The sequence below is a fragment of the Sporosarcina soli genome, from assembly GCF_042655805.1.
Taxonomy (GTDB): Bacteria; Bacillota; Bacilli; order Bacillales_A; family Planococcaceae; genus Sporosarcina; species Sporosarcina soli.
Genome location: NZ_JBHSNO010000003.1, coordinates 16040 through 41446 on the forward strand (window position 1 = coordinate 16040; position 25407 = coordinate 41446).

Genomic DNA, 25407 nt, shown 5'->3' on the forward strand with positions numbered 1-25407 from the left:
TTCTGAAAATCAGTATACCGTTAGAATATCTTAAAGACAATGTCCCAGCGTAGTCCTCGAAAAAAACGGAAGCTAAATAAAATCTTTTGTAGCTTTTTGTTTTCTTTTGTAGTCCGGATTATAGAATCAGTCTAGTTAGTTTGGTATTTAGAGGAAAAGAGATATTCCTAACTGAAAATAGGAAGCGCTTTCTTACATTAAAGATTATGAATGAGGTGAAAGGGATTATGGCAGAATGGGTATCAATGATTAATGATTATTTGTGGGCTAAATTGATTGTTATTTTCTTAGTTGGAATTGGCTTATTTCTAACTATCAATTTAGGTTTCTTACAAATAAGACACTTCCCTGAAATGGTTCGTTTACTATGGAACGGACGGGAAAAGAACAATAAAGATAAAAATAAAAAAACAGTTTCATCCTTACAAGCATTCATGATTGGGATGGCCGCTCGTATTGGAACAGGCAATATCGCCGGGGTGGCAACAGCGGTCGCTTTAGGGGGCCCTGGAGCAGTGTTTTGGATGTGGCTCATAGCGTTAATTGGTGCAGCATCAGCTTTTGTAGAAAGTACGCTCGCGCAGGTTTACAAAGTAAAAGATGGTGATTCTTGGCGTGGTGGACCTGCTTATTATATGGAAAAAGCTTTAGGAAGCAGAAAGCTTGGGATTGTTTTTAGTATTTTACTCACTTTATCCTTTGGTCTAATTTTTAATGCTGTACAATCCAATACCATAGCGGCTTCATTTGAGAACGAATTCGGGATCAGTACGGCTACAACAGCCATTGTACTTGGAATAATTACTACGATTATCATTTGCGGGGGCGTCCATTCAGTAGCTAAATTCTCTACAGTTTTAGTACCTATTAAAGCGGGCGTTTATATTTTATTGTCATTGTGGATTATGATTGCTCATTATGAGCTGTTACCAAGTGTTTTTGGTGCAATTTTTTCTGAGGGTTTACTCTCACTTAAACAATTATTCGGTGGCGTGATGGGGGCTGCTGTACTTCACGGAATCCGTCGCGGATTATTCTCGAACGAAGCCGGTATGGGTTCTGCGCCGAACGCAGCCGCTGCCGCAGATGTGACGCATCCGGTAAAACAAGGCTTTATTCAAGCATTAGGTGTCATTTTAGATACATTTGTCATCTGTTCATCTACTGCGATGATTGTTTTATTTTCAGGCGTCTATAAAACATCGGAGTTATCAGGTATTCCTTTAACACAAGAATCTTTGCGTGTAGGACTTGGTGATCTTGCTGCAACATTTGTGTCCATTTCTGTATTCTTATTTGCTTTAAGTACGATTATGGGGAATTACTACTACGGTGAATCGAATATTAGTTTCATGAAGCATAGCAAAAAATCGATTTTCCTGTACAGAGTGGCTGTAGTTGCAATGGTGCTATTCGGTGCATTGTACAGCGCCGAATTAGTGTGGTCTTTGGCGGATGTTTTCATGGGTCTGATGGTTTTAATTAATCTATACGCAATTACTCGTCTATCTAAAGTTGCCAAAGCTTTATTAAAAGATTATCTTGCTCAAAAGAAACAAGGACTAGATCCTGTGTTCCGTGCGGATAGTATTCCAAACCTCCCAGGACGGGAACATTTAGAAGCATGGGTTGAAGAAGAAAAATCAAATAAACAGAGCTAGTCAAACCAAAAGGTTCTAAAACAAATTCAAATTGTTTTAGAACTTTTTTTCATACAAGGATTGAATACCGCAATGCAGATTTCGGAAAACCGCAATAGGGATTACGGTGACAGCGGCTTGTGTTTGTGTGAAAATTAAGTTGTAAAGGAATCAAATTTTATTCACTTCATATTAATGATGTTGTCCTGGAACGGAATTATCGAATACAAATGATCTTCGTCTATATATAGCTTAATAATTTTCGAAAGGAGGGAACAGGGTGATGGAGGGGTATTTTACGGAAGAAATCTCTTTAAGTGATCATGTCGTGAAAGTGGATCGGGAAAAAACAATTGAATTGTATCAAAAACTACCGGGGATTGCTGAGAGTTCCCATTGCGGTTGTGCGGATTGTCAGCTTTATGTGAAGCAAATTGGACAAGCAAGTGCTAACGTGTTGGCATTCTTTCAACAGTTTGGCATTGATCCGACAAAAGAAGCGGAAGTTTGGAGAGCTATCTCAAATGAAAATGGTTTTGATACATATACAGCTGATTATCATTTTGTCGGGAATATCCAGGGGGCGGATGAATTAGAGTGGATTCAAATAGGTGAAGCGTCTTTTGGACTTGTTAATTATAAGTGTGGAATGTCAAGTCTCGTAATCCCGAGTGCTTTTTCGAAGCCGATCGTCGAAATGGCTGTCAGAATAACGATGCCTCATAATTAAACAAAGGTGCAAGGTTCTGAGTTGTTTTAGAACCTTGCATCTTTTTTATAGTACCTCTTTTGCAATAAGCTCATAAGAACGAATTCGATCTTTCGGTGAGTGTGTGATGGTGTTGATCATAATTTCGTCGGCTTGATAGTTCGTTTGTAACTCGACTAATTGCTGTTTCACTTCATGGGGATTGCCGATGATCATGTTCTGTCTCATTTTATTGAACGAATCCTGTTCTTTGTCGGTTAGCTTGTATTGCTTCGCTTCTTCTATAGAAGGAATGCCTTGAAGTCCTTCCCCTTTTTCTTTTTGCAAAGACCAGATGAGTTGACTTTTTGCGAGCTCTTCTGCTTGTTCTGTTGTTTCTCCACAAATTGCTGACACCGTTACGATGACTTGTGAGGTTTGGGTTTCTATTCTCGGTTTAAAATGATCTCGATATGTCTGGATGATTGCGGCTCCATCATTGTCGCTCATAAAATGACCAAACGAATACGGCATGCCGTTTTCTGCTGCTAGTCGCGCACTTTTTTCACTTGTACCGAGAAGCCAAGGGACAGGAGAATGTTCAGGAATGGGTGATGCAGAGACTTTCGAATACTCGTGGTCTGCTGGGAAATCATCATCAAGAAAATGAAGCAATTCATTCACTAACGCAGGTAATGCCCAAACCTTTTGCAAAAAGTTTTCGGATAAAGCATTCGTCACTTCGGCTGATCCACCTGGCGCTCGTCCGATCCCGATATCGATTCGATTTGGAAATAGCGTTGCCAGCATATTGAATACTTCCGCTACTTTGTAGGGACGATAATGAGGTAGTAAAATAGCTCCAGAGCCGATTCGAATGCGCTTCGTGTTTGCGCCGATATAGCTTAACATAACTTCGGGTGCGGAGCAGGCGAGTCCAGGTAAATCATGGTGTTCGGCAATCCAATACCTTGTGTAGCCGAATGCTTCTCCGGCTTGTGCTAATTGCATCGACTCCATCAATGCGTCACGGGCAGTTTGATATGAAGAAATAGGGGATTGGTCTAATATGCTTAACCTCATTACATTTCAGTCCTTTTCTGTTTCTATTAAGGTCAATTTATACTGACCGATTTGCCCCTTTACATACAAATTCGTGAGGGAAGTGGAGTATTCGTGAATGGTGCCTTTAAACGCGATGTTGCGTTCAGGAACCTTCACGTCAAATGTACCTTTGTACAGCAACGTCGTGATGTCATGGTAATCTTCACTTGTTACGTCAAACTCAACTGAAATTTTATAAGAGTCATTTATTTTATTTTCTTCGTAATGATTCAAATGAATGACGGTGTCATTTAATAGCATTTCGCTTGTCAACAAGATCACTCCTCTTTCAAATTCTAAGCCTTCACTTGAAAAATAATGATACACCAATCATTTTGGATTTGTAAGTAAGCACGCTTCTCCGATTTTGATTCTTTACAAACTTATTACATTGCATCCATATCCTCTTCATATAGTTGCGTTAAGATTAGGATGTGAAAGAAGGATTCAATCGAAAAGGGGAGATTGTATATTGACGATGCTCGAACCGAATGTAGAACTGAAAACTTCACGAAAACGAATGAGACAATTTCATGATGGTAACAGTATTTTGCAAAAAATTGCATGGATTGTCATGAAAAAAGAACGGCCCCCACAAAGCAGCTATTATCCACTTCCCCCAAGGAAGTAATATCGGAACTCCACTTAGGTGGAGCTTCAGCCTGTTGACAAACGCTCGCATCCGTTGTTGCTCGTCTCGCTCGTCCGCTCATGAACTTTAGTTCGATTCGCGTCTTCGCTCGACTTCGCGCCTAGGCTGACAAGCGTTTTCAATCAGGCTGAAGGAATCCCTAATTTACAGCATATACTTCAAAAAAGAGTGTAGACAAAGTAAAAAACAACTTTGTCTACACTCTCGAACTCCACTTAGGTGGAGTTTATTTTTGTTTCTGGAAGTATTGAAGTGGAGAATTTGATTGATTCAAAAGTCCTGAGTTGCAAGCAAATTGACGATGAGTGCAATCAAATCGCTCTCGAATGCAATCAAACACTCCAAGAATGCAATCAAATAGGACAGGTAGTAAGCTGTTGTTCTTGTCTTCGGAAAACGACGAAACTTCTATGACTATTCAACCGTAAAGAAGGTAAAGATAAAAAGGGGTTGAGGACATGGCAGTACGTGAATTTACGGTTAACGTTTCACCAAAAGAAGCGATGGACACGATTGAGAATTATGTAGTCAAGGGGAGCGTAAGTGGCACGCTCGTAGATCAGCACGTAAGACGGATCGGTGAACATGAAGTCTATGTTGTCATTTTGGAGAAATACTATATGCGCTCGAGCAATCGGGCTTCGTTAACGGTGACGATCGATAATTTTGAAGGGAAAACAAAAGTGCATGCCGTTGCATCGGGTGGTTCGGAAGGTGTGTTCTTCCGCTTTGACTGGGGAGCGGGCAATAATTTTGCGAACAGTGTTGAGCATGCATTGAGACCGTACATAATTGGAGGGGAATGAAGAGTTCCTTTAGTTCACAATTTACTGGGAGAACTAGACAATGGATAGTGGAAAGTAAGCAACACCGCCGTTACTACATGGCTAGATAATAAGTGCCTTTCCTTTAGTGGAGAGGCTTCTTTTGTTAGAATGAACAAAACTGAGAGGGGTGCTCCGATGTTTCGAATTCCTGAATCGATTGCTAAGCTTGGCAAAGAACGGATAAAGGGCTTTCCAGTGGAAGGGTTTGTCTATGGGGAAGGGCCGCAAAAGCCGGAATTGATGCTGATCGGGGAAGCGCCGGGTGAATTTGAATTGGTCGATGGCATCCCATTCATCGGACGAGCTGGGAAGGAATTGATGAAGTCCCTTGCTACCATCGGGCTGACGCGTGAAAATGTCTATATTACCAGTGCGGTCCGCAGCAGGCCGTATCGATGGGGGACGAAAAAGGAACGCGACGGAACGACGACGGAGCGTAAATACAACCGTCCACCGACACAAAAAGAGATTCTAGCGCATGCCCCCGTGCTTGACTATGAATTGGCAAACCTTGAGCCAAGATTGATCGTTACACTCGGCAATGTCGGATTGCAACGGTTGCTTGGGAAAGAGGCGAAAGTGACGGAGCTCCATGGGCAATTATTGGAACGTCCTATTCAATATTTGAATGAACTTGAAGATACGACGTTCAACTGGACGCAAGAGACCTATCGGATTGTGCCAACATTTCATCCGGCATCTGTCTTTTATCGACCGTCCCATCGACCGTCGCTTGATGCAGATTGGTTGGAAATTGGTCGGATTTTGGGAGAGATGGGATGATGGATAAGAATCAGAATCGCAAAGCGGAAGTTGAACATTCCAGGCTTTCACAGAGGAGACTCTGAACGGAAACCGGTCCTGAATGCTCAGAGCCGGTCCTTCGTTTATACAGGATATTTCACTGCATTCTTCTTCATCTTCCCGCGTACCGCTTCTTCTAAATCAATGTCTAGAAGATCCGCGAATTGCAATAAATAAATGAAAACATCTGCGGCTTCGTCGACAATTTCCTGTTTATTCAGTGCTACTGCCTCCTCACCGGACATCCATTGGAAGTGTTCAAGCAGTTCACTGGACTCCAATGAAATAGAAATAGCTAAATTCCGTGCATCCTGATTGCCACTCCAACCGCGTTCTTCTGTAAATTCCTTTATTTCCGCTTGCAGTTTTTTCACTTATAAATCACTCCAACCAATAGGGTTTATTAAAGTATACGGTATGAGTTCAACTAAATGAAGAGAGAATAATAAGGAGATTGGAGGTCTGATCGTTGTATAAACCGGTCAATCAATCATTTTTTGAAACCCCTGTTCTTGAACTTGCACCGCAGCTACTCGGGCAGTATATTGTCCACGAAAAACCGGAAGGAAGACTCGTCGCGCGGATTGTGGAGACGGAGGCATATCACGGACCGGAAGATCGTGCTGCACATAGTTTTGGGAATCGACGGACGAAGCGGACGGATGTCATGTTTGGCGAAGCGGGGCTTGTCTACACGTATCAAATGCACACGCATACGTTACTCAATGTTGTCAGTGGTCCGATTGGTACGCCACATGCGATTCTGATCCGGGCTGTGGAACCGGTTGAAGGATTGGAACAGATGAAAGAAAATCGCGGAAGTCAGTTGAAAATGAAAGATTGGACGAATGGTCCTGGGAAATTGACAAAGGCGCTGGGGATCACAATGGATTATTACGGCCATCATTGGACGCATGAACCGCTCTTCATCGCTGAAGGATCGGAACCAGCGGCAATTGAAGTGGGCCCACGTGTCGGTATCGGCAACACAGGGGAAGCGGTCCATTATCCATGGCGATTTTACGAAAAAGATAATCCTTTTGTCTCAAAATACCGTCCATAAGTTTAGTCGATAATAGTAGTGGAATAGTAAGAGTGGACAAACTAAAAGGAGTGTTTGTAATGGCTAGAATTGCAACGTTACTGACAGACATGTTTGAGGACTCGGAATACACAGAGCCGGCGAAAGCCTATCAAGACGTTGGCCATGAAGTCGTGACAATTGAGAAAGAAGCAGGCAATGAAGTGACAGGGAAGCAAGGGGTAGCGACCGTTAAAATTGATAAGGGGATTGACGATGTCAAACCGGAAGATTTTGATGCGCTCTTCATCCCTGGTGGCTTTTCTCCGGATTTGTTGCGGGGGGACGATCGTTTTGTCCAATTTGCCAAAGCTTTTATGGATGCGAAAAAGCCGGTATTTGCGATCTGCCATGGACCGCAGCTGCTCATTACGGCTAAAACGCTTGAAGGTAGAGATGCCACGGGTTATAAATCGATAAAAGTCGATATGGAATATGCCGGAGCAAAATATGCAGATCAAGAAGTGGTCGTTTGTCAAAAGCAGCTTGTTACGAGCCGGACACCGGACGACATCCCGGCATTCAATCGGGAATCGTTGAAACTTCTTGAAAGCTAAAAGGATACAAAAAAATAGTGAATAAAAAAGGCCCAGACCTGGGTCTTTTTTGTTATCAAGATAATAATAATAAGCCGGTACCCGCTAAAGGTATTTCGTAGGTTGTCAACTTCTCGAAAGAATGATAAATTTGAAGGAAAGTACACGGAGGACTTAATTTATTCTGATTTTTCGGAAATGATAGACGTCTTTTTCTGTCGTGCAACTGAGTAGGGGGACATTATGGGAAAAATACTAAAGATGGGTAGCGCTTTCATCGGGATCATTGTCGGGGCAGGATTTGCATCCGGACAAGAGATCCTTCAATATTTTACAAGCTTCGGAATGCTTGGAATTGCAGGGGCTATTGTTTCAACAGCGTTGTTCGCTTATTTGGGAATGACGCTAACAAGGATCGGGAGCCGGATGCGGACGATTTCGCATAAAGAAGCCATTTACAAAATTAGTGGACGATATTTAGGGATTATTGTGGATTACGTTATCATTTTTACATTGTTCGGAGTCGGTGTTGTCATGCTGGCCGGGGCAGGATCCAACTTGAATCAACAGTTCGGCGTGCCATCCTATATCGGCAGTTTATTGATGGTTGTGCTTGTCTTTTTGACTGTGCTGTTGAATGTAGACAAAGTTGTTGGAGTCATCGGCAGTATTACGCCATTCCTGATTGTAGCGGTGGTGCTGGTCTCCATCTATTGCTTGGCGACGTTGGATACCACTTTTGCAATACTCAATCCTATTGCACAAGATGTAAAAACGACTTTGCCGAATTGGTTTGTCTCCAGCGTTAACTATGTGTCGTTCAATATTGCCACGGGTGCATCAATGTCGCTTGTCATGGGTGGGGTAGAAAAGGATGAGAAAATTGCAAAATGGGGCGGATTTGTCGGTGGCCTTGGATTAGGGATTCTCATTCTGCTCAGTCATTTGGCGATTTTCTCTAAAATAGAGTCGGTCGGAACAGCGGAATTGCCGATGTTGGCCATCATTAACGACATTTCTCCTTACCTTGCCGTTCTGATGGCATTCGTATTGTATGGGATGATTTTCAATACGGCGGTCGGCATGTTCTATGCATTCGGTGCACGCTTTATCCCTATTGGTACAAAGGGCTTTAAAGTGTTTGTGTTTTTTACGCTAGTGATCGGTTATGCTTTGAGTTTCCTTGGCTTTACAAAGCTTGTTGCGTATTTCTATCCGCTCATTGGCTACTTAGGCCTGTTTCTCGTAGCGGCGCTTATTGTTGCATCGTTCAGGATGCCGAAAAAAGCTATGCACTGATATGCGATTGTATCTAAACAATGAAAAGACCCAAAAGCTATTTGTTGGCTTTTGGGTCTTTTGGTTTTTACGCATGTGCCAGCTCAAGTTGAACGGCAGGTCCGAAGAATTCGTAGTGAACTTTTTCTTCAGGAATACCGAGTGCGTACAATTCTTTGATGACAGTTTGCATGAACGCCATTGGTCCGCAGACATAGATGTCGCTGCCTTCGATCACGTTGTTTGCAAGGAAGTCACGGTTGATGAAACCATCACCTTCTTCGGAATAGAGAACCTCATACTTGGAAGCAGTCAATGATGCATTCAATTCTGTAAGCTTATCATTGAACGCTTGGTGTTTGCGCGTACGTGCAGAGTGTAAAAAGGCAACTTGACGTGCCGGTGTGTTATTAGCGATGTATTCGTACATGCTCATCATCGGTGTAATTCCGACACCGCCACTGATAAGTGTCACGGGTGCATCGCTCTCTGTATCCAAGTGGAAGTCTCCGGCAGGTGCACTCACTTCAAGTGTATCGCCGACATTCATGCCACGATGTAGGAATACGGACACTTTTCCGTTTGGATTGCATTCATCTTCCCGTTTGACGGAAATTCGGAACATATCTTCTGTTGGTGCTTGTGACAAGCTATATTGGCGATTCAACGTATACGTTTCGCCTGGGATTGTCACACGGATTGTAATGTATTGACCTGGTTTGTAAGTCGGCAATGGCTGTCCATCAACCGGTTTTAAATAGAAGGAAGTGATGACATCACTTTCCACGACTTTATCGGTAATCTTGAACTCTTTAAATGTTCTCCAACCGCCGTCCATCTGTTCCGCTTTGTCATACATCTCTTTTTCGATGCCGATAAATGCATCTGCGATGACTTGGTAAGCTTCGCCCCATGCGCCGATGATTTCCGGTGTTGCTGCATCGCCCAGTACTTCTTTGATAGCTCCTAACAGATGGTAGCCGACAATCGGATATTGTTCGGGTGTAATGCCAAGAGATTTGTGTTTGTGGGCAATTTGGACAACTGCCGGGATGATGGCGCCAAGATTGTCAATGTTGGCAGCAGCAGCGTATACTGCGTTCGCAAGAGCTGTTTGCTGGCGTCCTTGTGATTGATTTGCATGGTTAAAGACATTTAGCAGTTCCGGATGTGCTTCGAACATATTTTTGTAAAAGACCGTTGTGATCGTTTTTCCGTGTTGCTCCAATACGGGTACTGTCGATTTGATAATGTTAATTGTTTCTTGAGAAAGCATGTAAAACACGACCTTTCTGTTTTGTTAATTCAACAATAAACCAATAATCTTTTTAAAGCTATATATAAAATACAACTTTAAGAAACGTTAAAAAAATAGCCACATTTCTTTCACGCAATTGCCACAAAGGCTATAATAGTATTGGAAAGTGCGGTGAAATTATGCGTCTGACAATGTATACGGATTTTTCATTGCGGGTGTTGTTGTTTCTTGGCGTAAAAGGTCCGGAGCAGCTATCGACTGTGCAGGAAATTTCGGAGGCGTATGACATTTCGAAAAACCATCTGACGAAAGTGACTCACGAGCTCGGGAAGATGGGGTTAATCGAAACGATTCGAGGCCGTGGCGGCGGGATCCGCCTGCACATCGATCCAAGCCTGATCAATATCGGTGAAGTGGTACGGAAAACGGAAGATGATTTCCATCTCGTCGAGTGTTTCAATTGTGCAACGAACCGATGCGTCATCACACCGGTATGTAAGCTGAAAGGCGTGCTGCATGAGGCGCTGGAAGCTTACTTGAAAGTATTGGACAGTTATACACTTGCCGATTTTGTTGTGGACAATAAAGGCCTTGCTTCGATTTTGTTGAACAAGCCTTTATGATAAACTTGAAAATGATGAGTAAAGAAAAAGTGGGAGGCAATTATTCATGGGAAAAGTTTTAGTTTTTGGTCATAAGAACCCCGATACCGATACGATTACATCGGCGATCAGCTATGCGTATTTGAAGCAACAATTGGGGATGGATGCGGAGGCGGTACGACTAGGTATTGTTTCAAATGAAACGGCATATGCATTGGAGCATTTTGGGTTTGAAGCACCGCGTCTCATTGAGAAGGCGGCACCTGAAGCAGCACAAGTGATTCTTGTCGATCACAATGAAAAACAGCAAAGTGTGGATGATCTGAGCGATGTCCAAGTCATCGAAGTGATCGACCATCATCGAATCGCCAACTTTGAGACGAATGATCCACTCTATTATCGTGCGGAGCCGGTCGGTTGTACGGCAACGATTTTGAATAAACTTTACAAGGAAAACGGAGTTGAAATTCCGAAGAATATTGCAGGTCTTATGTTGTCTGCGATTGTTTCGGACTCACTACTGTTTAAATCGCCAACATTTACAGAAGAGGATCGACGGGCTGCAGAAGAATTGGCAGCCATCGCTGATGTCGATGCACGAGAGTATGGACTGGCGATGCTGAAAGCCGGTGCCGACCTAAGCGATAAGTCGCTCGAAGATCTTATTGCTTTGGATGCAAAAGAATTTGTGATGGGCAATGCCAAAGTTGAAATTGCCCAAGTGAATGCCATTGACGTGAACGATGTCATGAACCGTCAGGCGGAGCTGGAAGCTTTGTTGAACGATGTCATTGCCCAAAAAGGTTTAGACCTGTTCTTGTTCGCTGTGACAGATATATTGAACAACGACTCAGTTGTCCTTGTTCTCGGGAAAGAAGCGGAACGTGCAAGTTCGGCATTCAATGTCGCGCTCGATAATAATACAGCGAAATTGACAGGTGTTGTATCCCGTAAGAAGCAAATTGTTCCGGTTTTGACGGAAGCGTTAAAATAATAAGAGCGGAAAAAGGCTGTGCCCCTGTATAGAGGGCGCAGCCTTTTTGCATGTCATTGTGAAAGGAGAGGGAATAGCAAACCTGCTTCAAGATGATCGCCGCCTGATTGGATACTCCCTTTTATTTCAAATTCAACGGTTTTGTTGCCGGACCTTCAAGCACGGAGCCGTCTTTCCGGAAGCGGGAGCCATGACATGGGCAATCCCAAGTTTCATCACCCTCATTCCATCTTGTCCGACAGCCCATATGGGTACAGATCGGTGCGTTCGTCCGTGTCAGATGCCCGCCTGTGAATTCGGTGACAACAAGTCCAGAAATTTTCAATGCTTGCAATAAAAACGAGCCGAATCCGGTTCGGTCCGGTGCATACAGTTGAGAAGCATTATTATCCCGTCCCACAATCAAATCGCTAATGATTCGGGCATTTGCCAAAGAATTCGATAATCCCCATTTCCGATTCCCGGTGCTCAAATAGACGTAAGGCATACTGGAAGAAATGATGCCCGCATAAGGGATCAGATCCGGTGTTTGTGGATCTTGTGCTGACCATCTGTTGGTCAAGGTATCCAGATGATACAACTCTTGTACATCCGTATTCAAACGCTTGTAATGCACTTCGGTATTGCTTTCCGCCCCGGCCGTATGACTTTCGCCGGATAGGAGGAAGAATGTCTTGTCGTCAAATTGGGCGGTGCGGATGGACCTTTTCGGCGAATCGACGGAAATATACTGCCCTTGTAAAGGCATATTTCCTTCTGCGGCTACAATATACGACCGGTCAACGGCCAATTTCATCACTTGGAGGCCGCGCAATGCTTCTATAGGGTAATGAGTACATAAAATAAGTTCAGTGAATTGGATTTCGTGCCCCGATTTCATGGCGAGTAGTCGTTTTTTCAAATCCATGAGCACAACATCCGAATGTTCGTAAATTCGGGCTCCGGCTTCAACTGCAAGCTGGGCGAGGTGCTGTCCGAAACGGACGGGATGAATTTGACTTTCATTTGGCATTGTTAGTGTTGCGTCGATATGAATCGGTAATTCCGAGTTTTTACCTAGTTCTCCGGGAATGCCAAGTGTTTCATAAGCCCGCATTTCGTGTCGTAGCAGTTCAGTACCGTGTTTCGTTTGGGAATAGAGAATGGAATCTGCCGCCTTGATTTCTCCCTCTTTTGCAAAGGATCGGGCGAATTCAATGGCTTGCTCATTTACCCCATAATACAATTTGGCTTGATCAAGCCCGAACTGTTTCAATAATTTGGCATAAACGAAATCATGTTGCGCAGTCAATTTTCCTGTGGAATTGCCCGTAGCACCTGCCAAAATGGTATCTTTCTCTACAAGAATTACGTCTTTGCCTTCCTTGGCTAAGTAATAGGCGTTGGCGATTCCAGCCAATCCTCCTCCGATAATGCAAATATCGCAAGTGACGTCTTGATCGAGTGCGGGGTAGGGATCACGTGAATATGCGGTTTGTAACCATAATGATTTGAACATCGAATAACCTCCGTCAAGTCTTCTTGAAAACGTAGTAAGCATATTCATTGTTGCCTTCTTTGATTGGTTTTAAAATTAAAAGAAGAAAGGTGTGTGGCTGATGAAGATTGAAGTGTGGTCGGATTATGTATGTCCATTTTGTTATATTGGCAAGCGGCGGTTAGAGGAAGCGTTAGAAGAGACGGGCCTTAAAGAAAAAACAGAAGTCGTATTCAAAGCGTTTGAACTCGATCCGAACTCATCTGACGCGTCCGATGAGTCGATGCAAGCTGTGCTCGCCAAGAAATATGGCATGAGCCTTGAGGAAGCCAAGAAAATGACGGACAATGTGAAGGTTCAAGCGAAAACAGTTGGTTTGGATTATGATTTCGATAAAATGACCCCAGCCAATACATTCCGTGCGCATCGTTTAGCAAAGTTGGCCGAACAGGAAGGGATTGGGGCGGAATTATCGGAACGGCTTTTACAGGCCTATTTTATTGAAGGTCAAAAAATAGGTACAAATGATGTTCTGCTTGATCTTGCTGAAGGAGTCGGTCTTGCCCGTGATCGAGTGAAGGAAGTGCTGGAGGGGGACGAATTTACGGAAGAGGTCCGCTATGACATTGCAGAAGCCGGGAAGATCGGTGTTCGGGGAGTCCCTTTTTTCGTCATCAATCGAAAGTATGCGATATCAGGCGCACAACCTGCCGAAACATTTGCAGAAGCACTCCGCAAAGTAGCTGCTGAAGAATAAAAGAAAAGCGGAGGACGCCTGCTTAGACGCGACAGGCATAAGGCAATTCGACGCCGTGGCGTACTTTGCCACAGAGTCGAATTGAGTTATGACCCGAGCGTCTGGCGTCCGGAGTCTGGACAATAATAGAAGCGGAGGACGCCTGGCGCCCTCCGCTTCTATTATTATTGCGCTGGATTCAGTTGTAGATCGATGGAAATCTTAATATCGTCGCCTACAAGAACGCCGCCAGCTTCAAGTGTTTGGTTCCATGTCAGGCCGAATTCTTTTCTAGAGATTTTCCCTTTGACTTCGAACGCTGCTAATTCTACGCCCCAAGGATTCGTTCCTTTACCTTCGTATTCTACTTCAAATGTCACTTTTTTCGTCACGTCTTTAATCGTCATATCGCCTGTAATTTTATATTCGTCGCTGTCTTTTTTTACAATTTCCGTTGAAATGAATGTGATGTTCGGATACGTTTCTGTATCGAAGAAGTCGCCGGAACGAAGATGGTTATCACGGTCTGTATTATTGGTATTGATGGAAGCAGCATCGATTTTGAAATCGATTTTTGCTTCTGTTAAATCTTCCGGATTGCCGTCCAGTGAACCTTCTACTGCTCCAAAGCTGCCTTTTACTTTCGATACCATCATATGCTTCACTGAAAACCCAACACTCGTGTGTGATGCGTCTACTGTCCATTTAGCCATCTTTACAAAACATCCTTTCTAAAATAGGTTATGGTCTAACAATATTTTAAAATTATCTCGAAGTCAAGATAATAGATTGTTGTTAAAGTTGATAGGTTTATATTGTCAGAATAACATGAATAAATTGCTGATTTCAATCGATAAGAATCCCTTGTCAAAAGAAAAGAATCCACGCATACTATTAAAGATGAATGATCAATTACGCCTCGGCGTAATTGCGTCCAGATTTTGAATCGGGCTTGCTCGATTAACTCCTTTCAAAATCTGTGACATCCGCCGGAGGCTTAACTTGAATCAACAAGAAGTTTGGACTCCCTCTGATTAAAATGCATTCTGGCATTCATCCCGCCAGCTTATGGAAGTGGGGGACTTCTGCTGAATCAAGTTAAATGTTGAATGATAAAGAGACGTAATTGTTCTTCATTTATTCATTTGGGCCTAAGATGCCAAAAGGTATTAGAAATTGAAAGGATTGAATGTTGATGTCGAAACATCAATGGTTTGACGAGCTTCAAAAAGTAATTACAATTGGAACGTTAAAAGTAGATGAGCCACTCTGTAAATATACAATGACAAAACTTGGAGGTGTCGCGGATCTTCTCGTGATTCCCGGTACGATGGAGGAGACGGAAGCGACTGTCCGTTATGCACATGAGCGTGAGATCCCTTTACTTTTGCTAGGCAATGGATCCAATATGGTCGTCCGTGATGGCGGGGTTAGGGGGATCGTCCTGCATTTAGCGAAGTTGGATACGATTCGGATTGAAGGGACAAAAGTTCATGCGGAAGCGGGTGCACTCATTATTGATGTCTCAAAACAGGCGGTCGCTGCATCTTTAACTGGTATTGAATTTGCTTGTGGGATTCCAGGCTCGATCGGTGGAGCGATGGCTATGAATGCTGGTGCCTATGGCGGCGAGATCAAGGATATCATCATTCAGGCAACGGTGCTTACGCAGTCAGGCGAGCGGCTTGTGCTGTCGAAGGATGAATTGGAACTTGGCTATCGACAAAGTATCATTGCGAAAGAAGGGTATTATGTACTCTCAGCTGATTTTCAGCTTGCGGTGGGTGACCAGGAAGCGATTGACGCTAAAGTAGCGGATCTGACTTACCAACGTGAATCGAAACAACCGCTAGAATACCCATCTGCGGGAAGTGTCTTTAAGCGACCACCCGGTTACTTTGCAGGAAAGCTGATCCAAGATTGTGGCTTGCAAGGGAAAGGGCATGGCGGTGCAGAAGTATCCTTGAAACATGCAGGGTTCATCATCAATAAAAACAATGCCACTGCCTCTGACTATATTCAGACGATCAATATGGTCAAGGCGGAAGTGAAAAAGCAATTCGGAGTCGATTTGGAACTAGAAGTGAAAATCGTAGGAGAAGAATAACGAAAAGCGAAGGGCGTCGTTTAGATGCCCAGAGACTAGACAATAACGAAAAGCGAAGAGCGCCTGCTCATTAAAGAAACGCAGTCTAAGGGCGCGACGTCCTAAAAGAAAAGTGCCTTAATTTCTGCAAAGATCGCAGAAATTAAGGCAAATCGAACCCTTTGCTGTTCGATTCGCAACGACTGCATAACCTGCATCGTGCAGGTCTCAGGCATAAGGCGATTCGACAAATGCTAAAACGCGGATGTCCCGTAAATGGGCTATCCGCGTTTATCTATGTTCTATATTATTGTGCCGTTTTGCAGTGGAAAACGGAAGGATCGGTTACTACATCGTCCGTAATATGCACTTGGCACATTTTATTGTTACTCATAAATTTGAAAATCCCGTTATTGAAATCGGTGCCGATTTCTTTAAAGAAAATCCCTTCATAGCGTGCTTCTTTGGAAAGTGTGAAGTTGATGCGGAAACCGTCGCCATCTTCCACTAAATAAGCACGAACACCTTTTTCAAACATCCCATCGATCTCGTCTTTGATCGAGCGATCGACAGAGACGACATGAAAGTCGACGAATGTGATTTCGCGTAACAAGACGTTCATAAACGAACCTTTCGTAATTTCTTCCCATCTGCTTTGAGCAGTTTGTCCGATGATAATTTGAGTGATGTTAAAGTTATGTGCCACTTCCTTGATCACTTTAGCGGAAGGTCGCTTTTCATTATCGCGGATAATGAATGCTTCTACATCCAGTTCCTCAGCAAGTTCTTTCCATCGCTCGACATATTCTGATTTTTCCGCGTCAAATTCATCGTATGGCAGCGGATCCACAGTTAAAATATATAGTGGACAATCCATGATTGAAGCCATTTTATGTCCGCGTCGAATGAGACGTTCACCATTTGGACCGTAGTAGACACAAACGAGAATGCTCTCGTCCATACGACCTTTTACTTTGCCCATGCCGGTTGTCACCTCTTACATTATTTTTGTGAAGATACCCCTTTGAAGCCGGGTTTCGATTGAAAACCAAGTTATTATATATGAAAATGTATAGCTTGGCAAGACAAGAAGATACGAAAGTTCAATAAGTGCGTCTCACATCATTTTAGTGTATAATTTTTTGGTGTATACATCTAATTTGTTCCATCCTGTAAGCCACAAGCGTAAATCGAAATCTGGACATCATTACACCATGGCATAATGGATTATTCCCCTTATATTTGGTACTTGTAGCTACCTATTATCCTTCCAGTTATGCTCCGCGTCAAGTAGGTCATCATCTAAATAAAGAAAATCTGTATTTTTAATTCTTTTGACCGTATTAGCACAGCTTTATTTGTACTGATCATGATAGTTCAGGTACAGAAGCTCTACGTCCATAAGGGACGATTAGGTCGGGGTGTAATCGATTGTTGGTTAAGCAATATTTTTGTTTAGGGTATGCTAAAGCCTTGGATAATTGGTAACTTGCAACTTGGAAGTTTCACGTCCGGACTTAGGATGCCGGGCCATCAGTTGTTTTGGCTGTGACATACATACTTCTTTGTACTTACATTGCTTGTAGGTCGTGTCGTCACTACCAAAAGAGGAGAAGCTCTTCCATTATTCTTGGCATATATTTGTTGCTTCTAAAACAGATGTCTTACGCTCCAATTCTCATCTTAAGCTCCAGCGTCTGGCTCATAAGCCACTACAGACTGTAGAGTCCATTTTCGGGTATCCGATGCTTCTCGGACCGAGCAGCCGCTTGTGTTTTTGTTCCTTCTATACCGGTGACTAGACCTCGGGTGAACTTCACCTTGCCACCGGTCTTTTATGCGTGAGGTCCGCCCAATTTGGGTCAAACAGTGGGAAGTTGCATCGTAATTCCCGGTTTTTTTGCATACTTTCACTGCGTACCTGCCTGGTCAGGTAGCCTGCGCTAACCTTTTCAGTCCCATGTGTATTCCTTTAGTATCGGAGGTTTCCAATTGTTTATTTCAATCGCCATTTTCATCCCGTTTCTAGCCGCCATTTTTGTGCCATTCATTTATAAATGGATGCCGAGCCGGAAAATCGGGTGGTTTGTCTTGTTCGTTCCATTGGCATTATTCATCATGCTTGCGAGTCTTATACCTTCCGTTGCAGGGGGAGGAACGTATATCCACACGATGAGGTGGATCGATTCGGCAGGGATCAATTTCACCACATACTTGGACGGTCTAAGTATGATTTTTGGTCTTTTAATTACGGGGGTTGGGACCCTCGTTATCCTCTATTCCATATATTATTTATCTGAAAGGGAAGCGTTAGGGCGTTTTTACGTTTATTTGCTCATGTTCATGGGTGCGATGCTTGGGGTCGTCTTTTCAGATAATATGATGGTGCTTTACGTGTTTTGGGAATTGACGAGTATTTCTTCTTTCTTGCTCATTGCTTTTTGGTATCATCGTAAACAGTCCAGATATGGGGCGCAAAAGTCGATGCTCATAACGGTGACTGGCGGAGTAGCCATGCTCGCGGGCTTTATCATGCTACAAACGTTGACGGGTTCATTCAGCGTACGTGAAGTGATTGCGACGATCGGTCAGTATACGGATGATACGCTGTTTTTACTGGCGATGTTGCTCGTTCTTCTCGGGGCATTCACGAAGTCTGCGCAGTTCCCGTTTCATATTTGGCTTCCGGATGCAATGGAGGCTCCGACACCCGTCAGTGCGTATTTACACTCTGCGACGATGGTCAAGGCGGGGATTTATCTTGTTGCACGTTTCACGCCTGTGTTCGGTGGAGAGGCTATCTGGTTTTATACAGTTAGCAGTGTGGGGATCTTCACGTTGTTCTGGGGTTCCTTTAACGCGGTGAAACAGACGGATCTGAAAGCATTGCTTGCCTATTCTACAGTTAGTCAGCTCGGTCTGATTATGAGCCTTTTCGGTTTAGGTTCTGTGGCGCTAAATGGTGGATACAGTGCAGATTCCGTCATCTACACACAAGCAACTTTTGCTGCCCTTTTCCATCTTATTAATCATTCAACGTTCAAAGGTGCCCTTTTCATGGTGGTCGGAATTGTCGACCACGAGGCCGGGACACGGGATATCCGCCGGCTTGGAGGGTTAATGTCACTTATGCCTGTGACGTTTACAATCGCTTTGATCGGAAGTTTTTCAATGGCGGGGTTGCCGCCGTTCAACGGTTTTTTAAGTAAGGAAATGTTTTTCGAGTCAATGTTGATCATCCGTGAGCTGGACCTGTTTTCGATGGGATCTTGGGGTGCTCTGTTCCCAGTCATCGCTTGGATTGCAAGTGTGTTCACGTTTGTTTACAGCATGATTATCGTCTTCAAAACGTTTCTGGGAGAACACCAACCTGATCGGCTTGATCGACCAGTGCATGAAGCTCCGATAGGAATGCTCATCGCACCGTCAATTCTTGGATTGCTAGTTGTCGGTATTTTCTTTTTTCCGAACATGGTTGGCCATTATGTATTGCAGCCTGCGATGGCGGCTGTCTATCCGCCGTTTGCTGGAGCGGAAGGAATGGTTCCGCATATCTCCGCATGGCATGGCTTTAATTATGCACCTTTGCAATTGACTCTTGGGGTGATCGTCGTCGGAGTACTATTGTATCTGTCCCTACGGTATTGGCGTGGTGTTTATACGATTGCGCCGATGCGCTGGAGTCTGGACGGGCTATATAATGGTTTATTGCTCCAGACGGAACGGTTTACGACGGTGGTGACGCGTTTTTATATGACGGGTCATCTGCGCGATTATCTCGTTTATATTTTCACTTTTTTCATCTTAGTTGTCGGGGGAGGACTTGTATTAACCGGTTCTTTTGCATTCGACTTTTCGAATGATGCGCCGATTACAATCAATGAATATGTCCTCGTATTCGTCATGATCGGGGCAGGTATTTCCATCTTATTTGTGAAGTCTCGCATGACGGCGATCATTTTAAATAGCGTGCTCGGGTATGCGGTCGCCCTTTTCTTTGTTGTCTTCCGTGCCCCTGATTTGGCGCTGACCCAAATTATAGTGGAAACTGTTACAACGGCATTGTTTTTGCTTTGTTTCTATTTCTTGCCTGATTGGAAACGGGAAATCGCTTCGAGATCGACGAAGGTGATCAATGCTGTGATCGCCATTGCAGTCGGTACAATTGTTACGCTCCTTGCTTTGACGGTACAGGGGAATAAACTCTTCGAATCGATTTCTGTGTATTTTGAAGACGCCTATGCGCTTGCAGGGGGTAAAAATATTGTCAATACAATATTGGGTGATTTCCGTGCGTTCGATACGATGCTCGAAGTGGTTGTACTATTCATTGCCGGACTTGGTGTTTTCACGCTCATTAAATTGAAGGCAAGAAAGGAGGGACAGGACGTTGAAGATTAATGATGTCATTTTACGAACAGTGACCAAAATTGTTGTGTTCATCATTTTGACGTTCGGGGTGGAGCTATTTCTTTCGGGGCATCATAATCCCGGCGGCGGTTTCATCGGCGGACTTGTCCTTTCCTCCGCCTTTGTTTTACTGTACTTGGTCCATGATATCGAAACGGTCCAAAAAGGGGTCCCATGGGATTATAAAAAGATTGCAGCATTGGGCGTCTTGCTTGCGGTCGGGACAGGTGTCGGGTCCGTTTTGTTTGGCGCGGAATTTTTAACGCAGACCGCCAGTCATTTCAATTTGCCCGTATTCGGAAATACGGAATTGTCGACTGTCCTCTTGTTTGAAGCTGGGGTAGCACTTACCGTGGTGGGCGTAGTCGTAACGATTATTTTAAGTATTAGTGAGGATGTGTAGCGGATGGAAACGTTAATAACGATACTCGTTGGGGTGCTTGTGACCGTTGCCGTCTATTTGCTGCTGTCCCGTAATCTGATCCGGGTCATTTTGGGAACAGCTATATTGTCCCATGCCGTGCATTTGTTGTTGATGACGATGGGAGGACTGAAAAAAGGCAATGTGCCGATACTTGGGGAGAACGCGGAAAGTTACACGGATGCTTTACCACAAGCCCTGATTTTGACGGCAATTGTCATCAGTTTTGCTGTCACGGCCTTTTTACTTGTTCTTGCCTATCGTACTTATAAAGAGACTGGGACGGACGATCTCGATGCATTGAGAGGGGTCAAAGATGAATAATTTACTAGTGATGCCAATGGTCATTCCGCTGTTGACAGGGGTTTTCCTTGTTTTCTTGCGGCCTTATGTAAGAATTCAACGTATTGTAAGCCTCCTTTCCGTATTGGGAACGTTAGGGGTCGCCATTTACATATTGAATCGTATCCAAACGGAAGGAATATTAAAACTTGACTTCGGCGGCTGGTTGCCGCCTTATGGAATTTTGTTTGTGGCGGATTCATTTTCTGCATTACTTGTCGTTACGACTATGGTTGTAACAGGTATTTTGCTGCTCTATGCATTTTCTTCAATCGGCAAAGCGCATGAAAATATGTTCTTTTATCCTGTCGTCTTTTTTCTAGTGGCAGGAGTTAATGGATCGTTTTTAACAGGTGATCTTTTTAACTTATTCGTTTGTTTTGAAGTGATGCTCCTTGCCTCTTATGTGTTGATTACACTCGGAGGTAGGAAAGTACAACTTGTCGAATCCATTAAATATGTATCCATAAACGTATTGTCTTCTTGGTTTTTCCTGTTGGCGATTGCGTATTTATACGGTTCAGTCGGAACGCTCAATATGGCGCATTTATCCATGCGGGTTGCTGAAGTGGGTCAAGGTCCTTTGTTGACTGTTATCGGCATTATATTCCTGCTTGTCTTCAGTTTGAAAGCGGGATTGTTACTTTATTTCTGGCTGCCGGGATCTTATAGCGCGCCGCCGACAGCGGTCGCTGCATTGTTTGGTGCACTGCTGACGAAGGTTGGTATTTACGCGCTGTTTCGGGTGTTCACACTCATTTTTTACCATGAACCGGAAATTACACATACACTGATCGGTATAATGGCGGCGTTAACGATGATTGGCGGAGGAATCGGAGCTATCGCTTATAATGATGTCCGCAAAGTTGTTTCCTATAATGTCGTCATAGCGGTCGGATTCATCCTAGTCGGTCTTGCTGTTTCGACCGAGGCGGCCATTCAAGGGTCCATCTATTATTTAATTCATGACATGATCATTAAAGCGTTATTATTTCTCCTTGCTGGAACGATGATCTATTTGACGGGCACAGCGAGAATTGAACGGATGAGTGGATTAATCCGAAACTATCCAATCCTTGGTTGGTTATTTTTCCTCACAATGTTGTCACTGACTGGAATTCCGCCGTTGAGTGGGTTCATTGGAAAAGTGTATGTTGGACAAGGAGCGGTTGAAGCAGGAGCGTTCGTGTTGCTGGGGCTTGCTTTCCTATCCAGTATATTTGTCTTATACTCCTTGCTGCGTATTTTTATGAACTGTTTCTGGGGCGAAACAATTATTAACGAAGATGATGATGTACCGCTTCCGAAAGGGATGTTGATCCCTTGTGTGTTGTTGGGTATTTTGACGATTGCGCTTGGGCTAGGAGCAGAAGGGATTGCAGTCTATGTGAGCGATGCCGCTCATACGCTCATGAATCCCGATATCTATATAGAGGCTGTGATGAATGGCAATCGCTAATCGGATGCAGTCCGTACATCGAGCGGAAAGAAGAGGTGAGTGCGAGTGCCAGCCCAATTATTGTTGAATTTATTCATCGCTTTTCTTTGGATGACGTTGATGGATGAAGACGAGTTGAAATTTACAACATTTTTTGCAGGTTTTCTTGTCGGGATTAGTATTATCTTTTTCATGCACCGATTCCTTGGCACCCAATTTTACTTGCGAAGATTGTATTCGGCCATTAAGTTGCTCTTCATATTTATCTGGGAGCTGACGCTGTCGAGCGTTATTGTGTTAAAACAGATTTTAAGTCCGAAACTGAAAATAAAACCAGGAATTTTTAAATATGAGACGGTTTTAAAAAGTGATGTAGAAGTGACGATGCTTTCTCTTTTGTTAACATTGACGCCTGGGTCTGTCGTGATGGAAGTGTCGCCTGAAGGGAATGTCCTCTACATTCACGCGATGGATGTGGAGCAGTCAAAGGATTCGTTGCTAAGTCAGCTAGGGAATTTTGAAAAAGCGATTATGGAGGTGACCCGATGATCATTGAGACGATGCTGACGATTTCGGTTATCTTGTTTGCCACGACAATCGCCATTGCGGTCATCCGTATTATCCTCGGACCTTCTATGCCGGATCGGGTGATTGCGTTGGATATGATCGGTGTGAATTTGATTGCTTCCATTGCAGTCATTTCCATCTTATTGAAAACAAAAGCCTTTTTAGAAGTCATATTGATTTTGGGCATTTTATCGTTTATTGGTACGATTGCTTTCTCCAAATTTACGGAGAGGGGGGTTATCGTTGAGCGGAAACGAGATCGGTGAATTCATAGGAGCGCTTCTCATTTTGACAGGTGGTATTGCGAGTGTCATTAGCGTGTTCGGGCTCATCCGATTGCCGGACGTCTATACGAGATCCCATGCAGCGACAAAAAGTTCGACGTTGGCAGTCTTGCTCACATTGTCCGGAACATTTCTTTATTTTTGGTTCCATGAGCAGTTTATTAGCGTCCGTGTTCTTTTGGGTATTGTCTTCGTGTTTTTAACGGCCCCTGTTGCTGGGCATCTGATCATCCGAGCGGCCTATCGCTCGAAAGTGAAGTTGGCAGATATTTCGGTTGCCGATGAACTATATGAGGTGCTGCATAAGGAAAAGGATGAAAAAGAGAAAAAAGAAGGAGCTGGCAAGTAATAGCCAGCTCCTTTTTTAATGATTAAAATGGGTGATTACTCATCGCGCTCAAAGCGGAGCACTCGCGCTCAAAGTGGAGTCGCTCGAGCTCAAAGTGAAGCTGCCCGCGCTCAAAGTGAATCCACTCGTGCTCAAAGGAAGCCCACCCGTGCTAAGGAAGTCATTTATTTCTCCAATTCAATTACGATATCTTCCATGACAAATTCTTCTTTTCCGACACCGGTCTTTGTTGGGATAGGGAGTTCTTTTTCCTTTCCATCTGCTGTTATTTCAATTCCGCCGAAATTGGATGCATCGTGAATTCTAAGCAGTACATGGGGCGTGATGATCAGTTTTGTCGCGTTTGGATCCAGTTTCTCGAAGGTGTCGCTCCAGCTAATTGTGTAGGCGTCAGATCCCGATCCCCCGTTGCCTTCTCCGGAATAGATGTTCCCTAGATCATCCGTTACATGGAGCTCAATGGAAGCCTCGTGCCATTTGTCTTGGACTTGTTGGGTCGCTGCTTGGCTGTAGTGAACAATAAATGACATCGGTGTAAACGCGATTTTCTCGATATTGACGGTGACCCCATTTTTCTCGATACTTTGGTTCGTTAATTGGACTTGGCTATCTGTCGCTTGGAGAGAAAAGGAAAATTTCCAATTACCTTTTATTTCTTGCTCCGTGTCAAGCAGATGTAAATGTTTTATTTTCCATTTCACATCAATGTTTTCCGACGCTATCCCCGTGGGAGTCATACGATCAAGCCCAACGTAATGCGTATCGTCTATTTTTGAAATTTGCGAGCTTCCGGTCATTCCATTGGCGCCTTTAATATCGATCGTATCGAATATCGTCAGTTCCTCCCCTAAGTCACGGTCACTGTCGATGGAATAAGTGATGGCGACTGTCTCGCCATCGAAAACCGCGTCATTCACAGTTATTTTGATGCCATTGCTTTCTTGTGTCAGATTCATTTCAGTGGAAAATTCCTTGTAGTTATCATACATACCTGTTTTATCATTATCTAAGAATCTGAAAATATCTCCGATGATTGGGATATTGCCGGCATAAGCGGGAAATGTTAATCCGATTGTTGTGACGGTTAAGCCAATCACAGCGGCTGCGGCTATAACATTCGTTTTCCAGCCTGTTCGTTTTTTCTTCTTTAAGATCGATTGTTTGAGGGTGTTTTTCACTTTTGCTTTTTCCAATTCAGTAACGGGCATTTCTTCAATATCCTGGTCGTCTATTTTAGCGTCATTCAATAATTCGTAAATGTCCTTCATATTCTGTTCTCTCCTAACTCAAGGCTTGCCACCTTTTTATTTAGCTTCTTTTTCCCACGATAGACACGATTATCGATGGAAGCATTCGTTAAACCCAGCTTCTTTGCGATTTCTTCTGTCTTAAGCCCGAGAAAGTATTTCATGATAAAAATGTCTCGTTCCACTGGCTCCAGTTGGTTGATAAGCTTCACCAATTCACTTTGATCTTCCAGTAAAATGACTTCGTCTTCGGCAGACAAATCCGCATTCATATCCATATAATCTGACGAAAACTCAACCTCTTTCTTTGCTTTTCTGTAATAATCAATTGCTTTAAACTTGGCGACGGTACAAATCCATTTTCGGAAATCGGTCGCATCTCCTTTGAACTTTTTTGAGTTGTTCCAGATGGATAGAAAAATATCATTGATGCATTCATCGATGATGCCTTGATCATGAAGCGGAATGAGTACTTTATGCGTGATTCCTTTAATGATGGGCAGGTACGTATCGACGACAAATTCCAAGGCATCTTCTTTTTGTTTCTGTAATCGTTTTACAAAATTCCTCTCGTTCGACTTCATCT

General features: G+C 43.6%; 27 protein-coding genes. 18 read left to right on the forward strand and 9 right to left on the reverse strand.

What is annotated here, in order from left to right:
- Positions 1–227: 227 nt before the first annotated feature.
- Together ACFPRA_RS03835 and ACFPRA_RS03840 are read left to right on the forward strand one after the other, a co-directional pair.
- On the forward strand, positions 228–1661 hold the full coding sequence (locus tag ACFPRA_RS03835) for an alanine/glycine:cation symporter family protein (protein WP_381430954.1): 1434 nt from the start codon (positions 228–230) through the stop codon (positions 1659–1661).
- Between the two features lie 262 nt (positions 1662–1923).
- The gene (locus ACFPRA_RS03840; protein ID WP_381431088.1) at positions 1924–2370 is read left to right on the forward strand and encodes a hypothetical protein; all 447 of its coding nucleotides are present in this window, start codon (positions 1924–1926) and stop codon (positions 2368–2370) included.
- A gap of 45 nt (positions 2371–2415) precedes the next feature.
- Here the strand turns inward: ACFPRA_RS03840 and ACFPRA_RS03845 are convergent, their stop codons facing one another.
- Together ACFPRA_RS03845 and ACFPRA_RS03850 are read right to left on the reverse strand one after the other, a co-directional pair.
- The gene (locus ACFPRA_RS03845) at positions 2416–3411 is read right to left on the reverse strand and encodes an LLM class flavin-dependent oxidoreductase (protein ID WP_381430956.1); all 996 of its coding nucleotides are present in this window, start codon (positions 3409–3411) and stop codon (positions 2416–2418) included.
- Positions 3412–3417: 6 nt separating this feature from the next.
- Positions 3418–3705: a DUF3219 family protein gene (locus ACFPRA_RS03850; RefSeq protein WP_381430958.1), complete on the reverse strand. Its 288-nt coding sequence runs from the start codon at positions 3703–3705 to the stop codon at positions 3418–3420.
- An 837-nt stretch (positions 3706–4542) separates the two neighbouring features.
- On the opposite strand from ACFPRA_RS03850, the gene ACFPRA_RS03855 reads away from it, so the two are divergent.
- Positions 4543–4890 (forward strand): DUF6054 family protein, encoded by a 348-nt coding sequence (locus tag ACFPRA_RS03855; protein ID WP_381430960.1) that lies wholly within the window; start codon positions 4543–4545, stop codon positions 4888–4890.
- Positions 4891–5046: 156 nt separating this feature from the next.
- Entirely contained in the window at positions 5047–5694 is a 648-nt protein-coding gene (locus ACFPRA_RS03860; RefSeq protein ID WP_381430962.1) for a uracil-DNA glycosylase, read from the forward strand.
- Positions 5695–5798: 104 nt separating this feature from the next.
- On the opposite strand, the gene ACFPRA_RS03865 is transcribed toward ACFPRA_RS03860, so the two are convergent.
- Positions 5799–6089: a nucleotide pyrophosphohydrolase gene (locus ACFPRA_RS03865; protein WP_381430964.1), complete on the reverse strand. Its 291-nt coding sequence runs from the start codon at positions 6087–6089 to the stop codon at positions 5799–5801.
- Between the two features lie 95 nt (positions 6090–6184).
- On the opposite strand from ACFPRA_RS03865, the gene ACFPRA_RS03870 reads away from it, so the two are divergent.
- The 3 genes from ACFPRA_RS03870 (at position 6185) to ACFPRA_RS03880 (ending at position 8631) form a co-directional block, all read left to right on the forward strand.
- The gene (locus ACFPRA_RS03870; RefSeq protein ID WP_381430966.1) at positions 6185–6778 is read left to right on the forward strand and encodes a DNA-3-methyladenine glycosylase; all 594 of its coding nucleotides are present in this window, start codon (positions 6185–6187) and stop codon (positions 6776–6778) included.
- A 59-nt stretch (positions 6779–6837) separates the two neighbouring features.
- Positions 6838–7353, forward strand: a complete 516-nt coding sequence (locus tag ACFPRA_RS03875; protein ID WP_381430968.1) for a type 1 glutamine amidotransferase domain-containing protein — start codon at positions 6838–6840, stop codon at positions 7351–7353.
- Between the two features lie 222 nt (positions 7354–7575).
- Positions 7576–8631: a YkvI family membrane protein gene (locus ACFPRA_RS03880; protein WP_381430970.1), complete on the forward strand. Its 1056-nt coding sequence runs from the start codon at positions 7576–7578 to the stop codon at positions 8629–8631.
- Between the two features lie 67 nt (positions 8632–8698).
- On the opposite strand, the gene hmpA is transcribed toward ACFPRA_RS03880, so the two are convergent.
- A complete protein-coding gene (hmpA, locus tag ACFPRA_RS03885) occupies positions 8699–9886 on the reverse strand; it encodes an NO-inducible flavohemoprotein (RefSeq protein ID WP_381430972.1) in 1188 nt (395 codons plus the stop codon).
- Between the two features lie 161 nt (positions 9887–10047).
- On the opposite strand from hmpA, the gene ACFPRA_RS03890 reads away from it, so the two are divergent.
- Both ACFPRA_RS03890 and ACFPRA_RS03895 read left to right on the forward strand, forming a co-directional pair.
- A complete protein-coding gene (locus tag ACFPRA_RS03890; RefSeq protein WP_381430974.1) occupies positions 10048–10491 on the forward strand; it encodes an Rrf2 family transcriptional regulator in 444 nt (147 codons plus the stop codon).
- 46 nt (positions 10492–10537) lie between these two features.
- Entirely contained in the window at positions 10538–11464 is a 927-nt protein-coding gene (locus ACFPRA_RS03895; RefSeq protein WP_381430976.1) for a manganese-dependent inorganic pyrophosphatase, read from the forward strand.
- Positions 11465–11585: 121 nt separating this feature from the next.
- On the opposite strand, the gene ACFPRA_RS03900 is transcribed toward ACFPRA_RS03895, so the two are convergent.
- Positions 11586–12962 carry an FAD-dependent oxidoreductase gene (locus tag ACFPRA_RS03900; protein ID WP_381430978.1) on the reverse strand — a complete coding sequence of 459 codons (1377 nt, stop codon included), beginning with the start codon at positions 12960–12962 and terminating at the stop codon, positions 11586–11588.
- Positions 12963–13062: 100 nt separating this feature from the next.
- Here ACFPRA_RS03900 and ACFPRA_RS03905 point away from each other — a divergent pair, with 100 nt between their 5' ends.
- Positions 13063–13698 carry a DsbA family oxidoreductase gene (locus tag ACFPRA_RS03905; RefSeq protein WP_381430980.1) on the forward strand — a complete coding sequence of 212 codons (636 nt, stop codon included), beginning with the start codon at positions 13063–13065 and terminating at the stop codon, positions 13696–13698.
- A 164-nt stretch (positions 13699–13862) separates the two neighbouring features.
- On the opposite strand, the gene ACFPRA_RS03910 is transcribed toward ACFPRA_RS03905, so the two are convergent.
- Positions 13863–14390, reverse strand: a complete 528-nt coding sequence (locus ACFPRA_RS03910; RefSeq protein WP_381430982.1) for a YceI family protein — start codon at positions 14388–14390, stop codon at positions 13863–13865.
- 482 nt (positions 14391–14872) lie between these two features.
- Here ACFPRA_RS03910 and murB point away from each other — a divergent pair, with 482 nt between their 5' ends.
- A complete protein-coding gene (murB, locus tag ACFPRA_RS03915) occupies positions 14873–15784 on the forward strand; it encodes a UDP-N-acetylmuramate dehydrogenase (RefSeq protein WP_381430984.1) in 912 nt (303 codons plus the stop codon).
- Between the two features lie 286 nt (positions 15785–16070).
- On the opposite strand, the gene ACFPRA_RS03920 is transcribed toward murB, so the two are convergent.
- Positions 16071–16745 (reverse strand): histidine kinase, encoded by a 675-nt coding sequence (locus ACFPRA_RS03920; RefSeq protein WP_381430986.1) that lies wholly within the window; start codon positions 16743–16745, stop codon positions 16071–16073.
- A gap of 1010 nt (positions 16746–17755) precedes the next feature.
- Here ACFPRA_RS03920 and ACFPRA_RS03925 point away from each other — a divergent pair.
- The 7 genes from ACFPRA_RS03925 to ACFPRA_RS03955 are packed head-to-tail and all read left to right on the forward strand — an operon-like array spanning position 17756 to position 23574.
- On the forward strand, positions 17756–20164 hold the full coding sequence (locus tag ACFPRA_RS03925) for a Na+/H+ antiporter subunit A (protein WP_381430988.1): 2409 nt from the start codon (positions 17756–17758) through the stop codon (positions 20162–20164).
- Positions 20154–20576: a Na(+)/H(+) antiporter subunit B gene (locus tag ACFPRA_RS03930; RefSeq protein ID WP_381430990.1), complete on the forward strand. Its 423-nt coding sequence runs from the start codon at positions 20154–20156 to the stop codon at positions 20574–20576. The genes ACFPRA_RS03925 and ACFPRA_RS03930 overlap by 11 nt, the downstream gene beginning before the upstream one ends.
- Before the next feature lie 3 nt (positions 20577–20579).
- Positions 20580–20918 (forward strand): Na(+)/H(+) antiporter subunit C, encoded by a 339-nt coding sequence (locus ACFPRA_RS03935; protein WP_381430992.1) that lies wholly within the window; start codon positions 20580–20582, stop codon positions 20916–20918.
- The gene (locus tag ACFPRA_RS03940) at positions 20911–22395 is read left to right on the forward strand and encodes a Na+/H+ antiporter subunit D (RefSeq protein ID WP_381430995.1); all 1485 of its coding nucleotides are present in this window, start codon (positions 20911–20913) and stop codon (positions 22393–22395) included. The genes ACFPRA_RS03935 and ACFPRA_RS03940 overlap by 8 nt, the downstream gene beginning before the upstream one ends.
- A 45-nt stretch (positions 22396–22440) precedes the next feature.
- Positions 22441–22923, forward strand: coding sequence for a Na+/H+ antiporter subunit E (locus ACFPRA_RS03945; RefSeq protein WP_381430997.1), 483 nt, complete (start codon positions 22441–22443; stop codon positions 22921–22923).
- A gap of 11 nt (positions 22924–22934) precedes the next feature.
- The gene (locus ACFPRA_RS03950; protein WP_381431090.1) at positions 22935–23207 is read left to right on the forward strand and encodes a Na(+)/H(+) antiporter subunit F1; all 273 of its coding nucleotides are present in this window, start codon (positions 22935–22937) and stop codon (positions 23205–23207) included.
- Positions 23185–23574, forward strand: a complete 390-nt coding sequence (locus ACFPRA_RS03955; protein ID WP_381430999.1) for a Na+/H+ antiporter subunit G — start codon at positions 23185–23187, stop codon at positions 23572–23574. The genes ACFPRA_RS03950 and ACFPRA_RS03955 overlap by 23 nt, the downstream gene beginning before the upstream one ends.
- A gap of 164 nt (positions 23575–23738) precedes the next feature.
- On the opposite strand, the gene ACFPRA_RS03960 is transcribed toward ACFPRA_RS03955, so the two are convergent.
- Both ACFPRA_RS03960 and ACFPRA_RS03965 read right to left on the reverse strand, forming a co-directional pair.
- On the reverse strand, positions 23739–24842 hold the full coding sequence (locus ACFPRA_RS03960; protein WP_381431001.1) for a DUF4179 domain-containing protein: 1104 nt from the start codon (positions 24840–24842) through the stop codon (positions 23739–23741).
- A complete protein-coding gene (locus tag ACFPRA_RS03965) occupies positions 24839–25405 on the reverse strand; it encodes a sigma-70 family RNA polymerase sigma factor (protein ID WP_381431003.1) in 567 nt (188 codons plus the stop codon). The genes ACFPRA_RS03960 and ACFPRA_RS03965 overlap by 4 nt, the downstream gene beginning before the upstream one ends.
- Between the last annotated feature and the right edge of the window lie 2 nt (positions 25406–25407).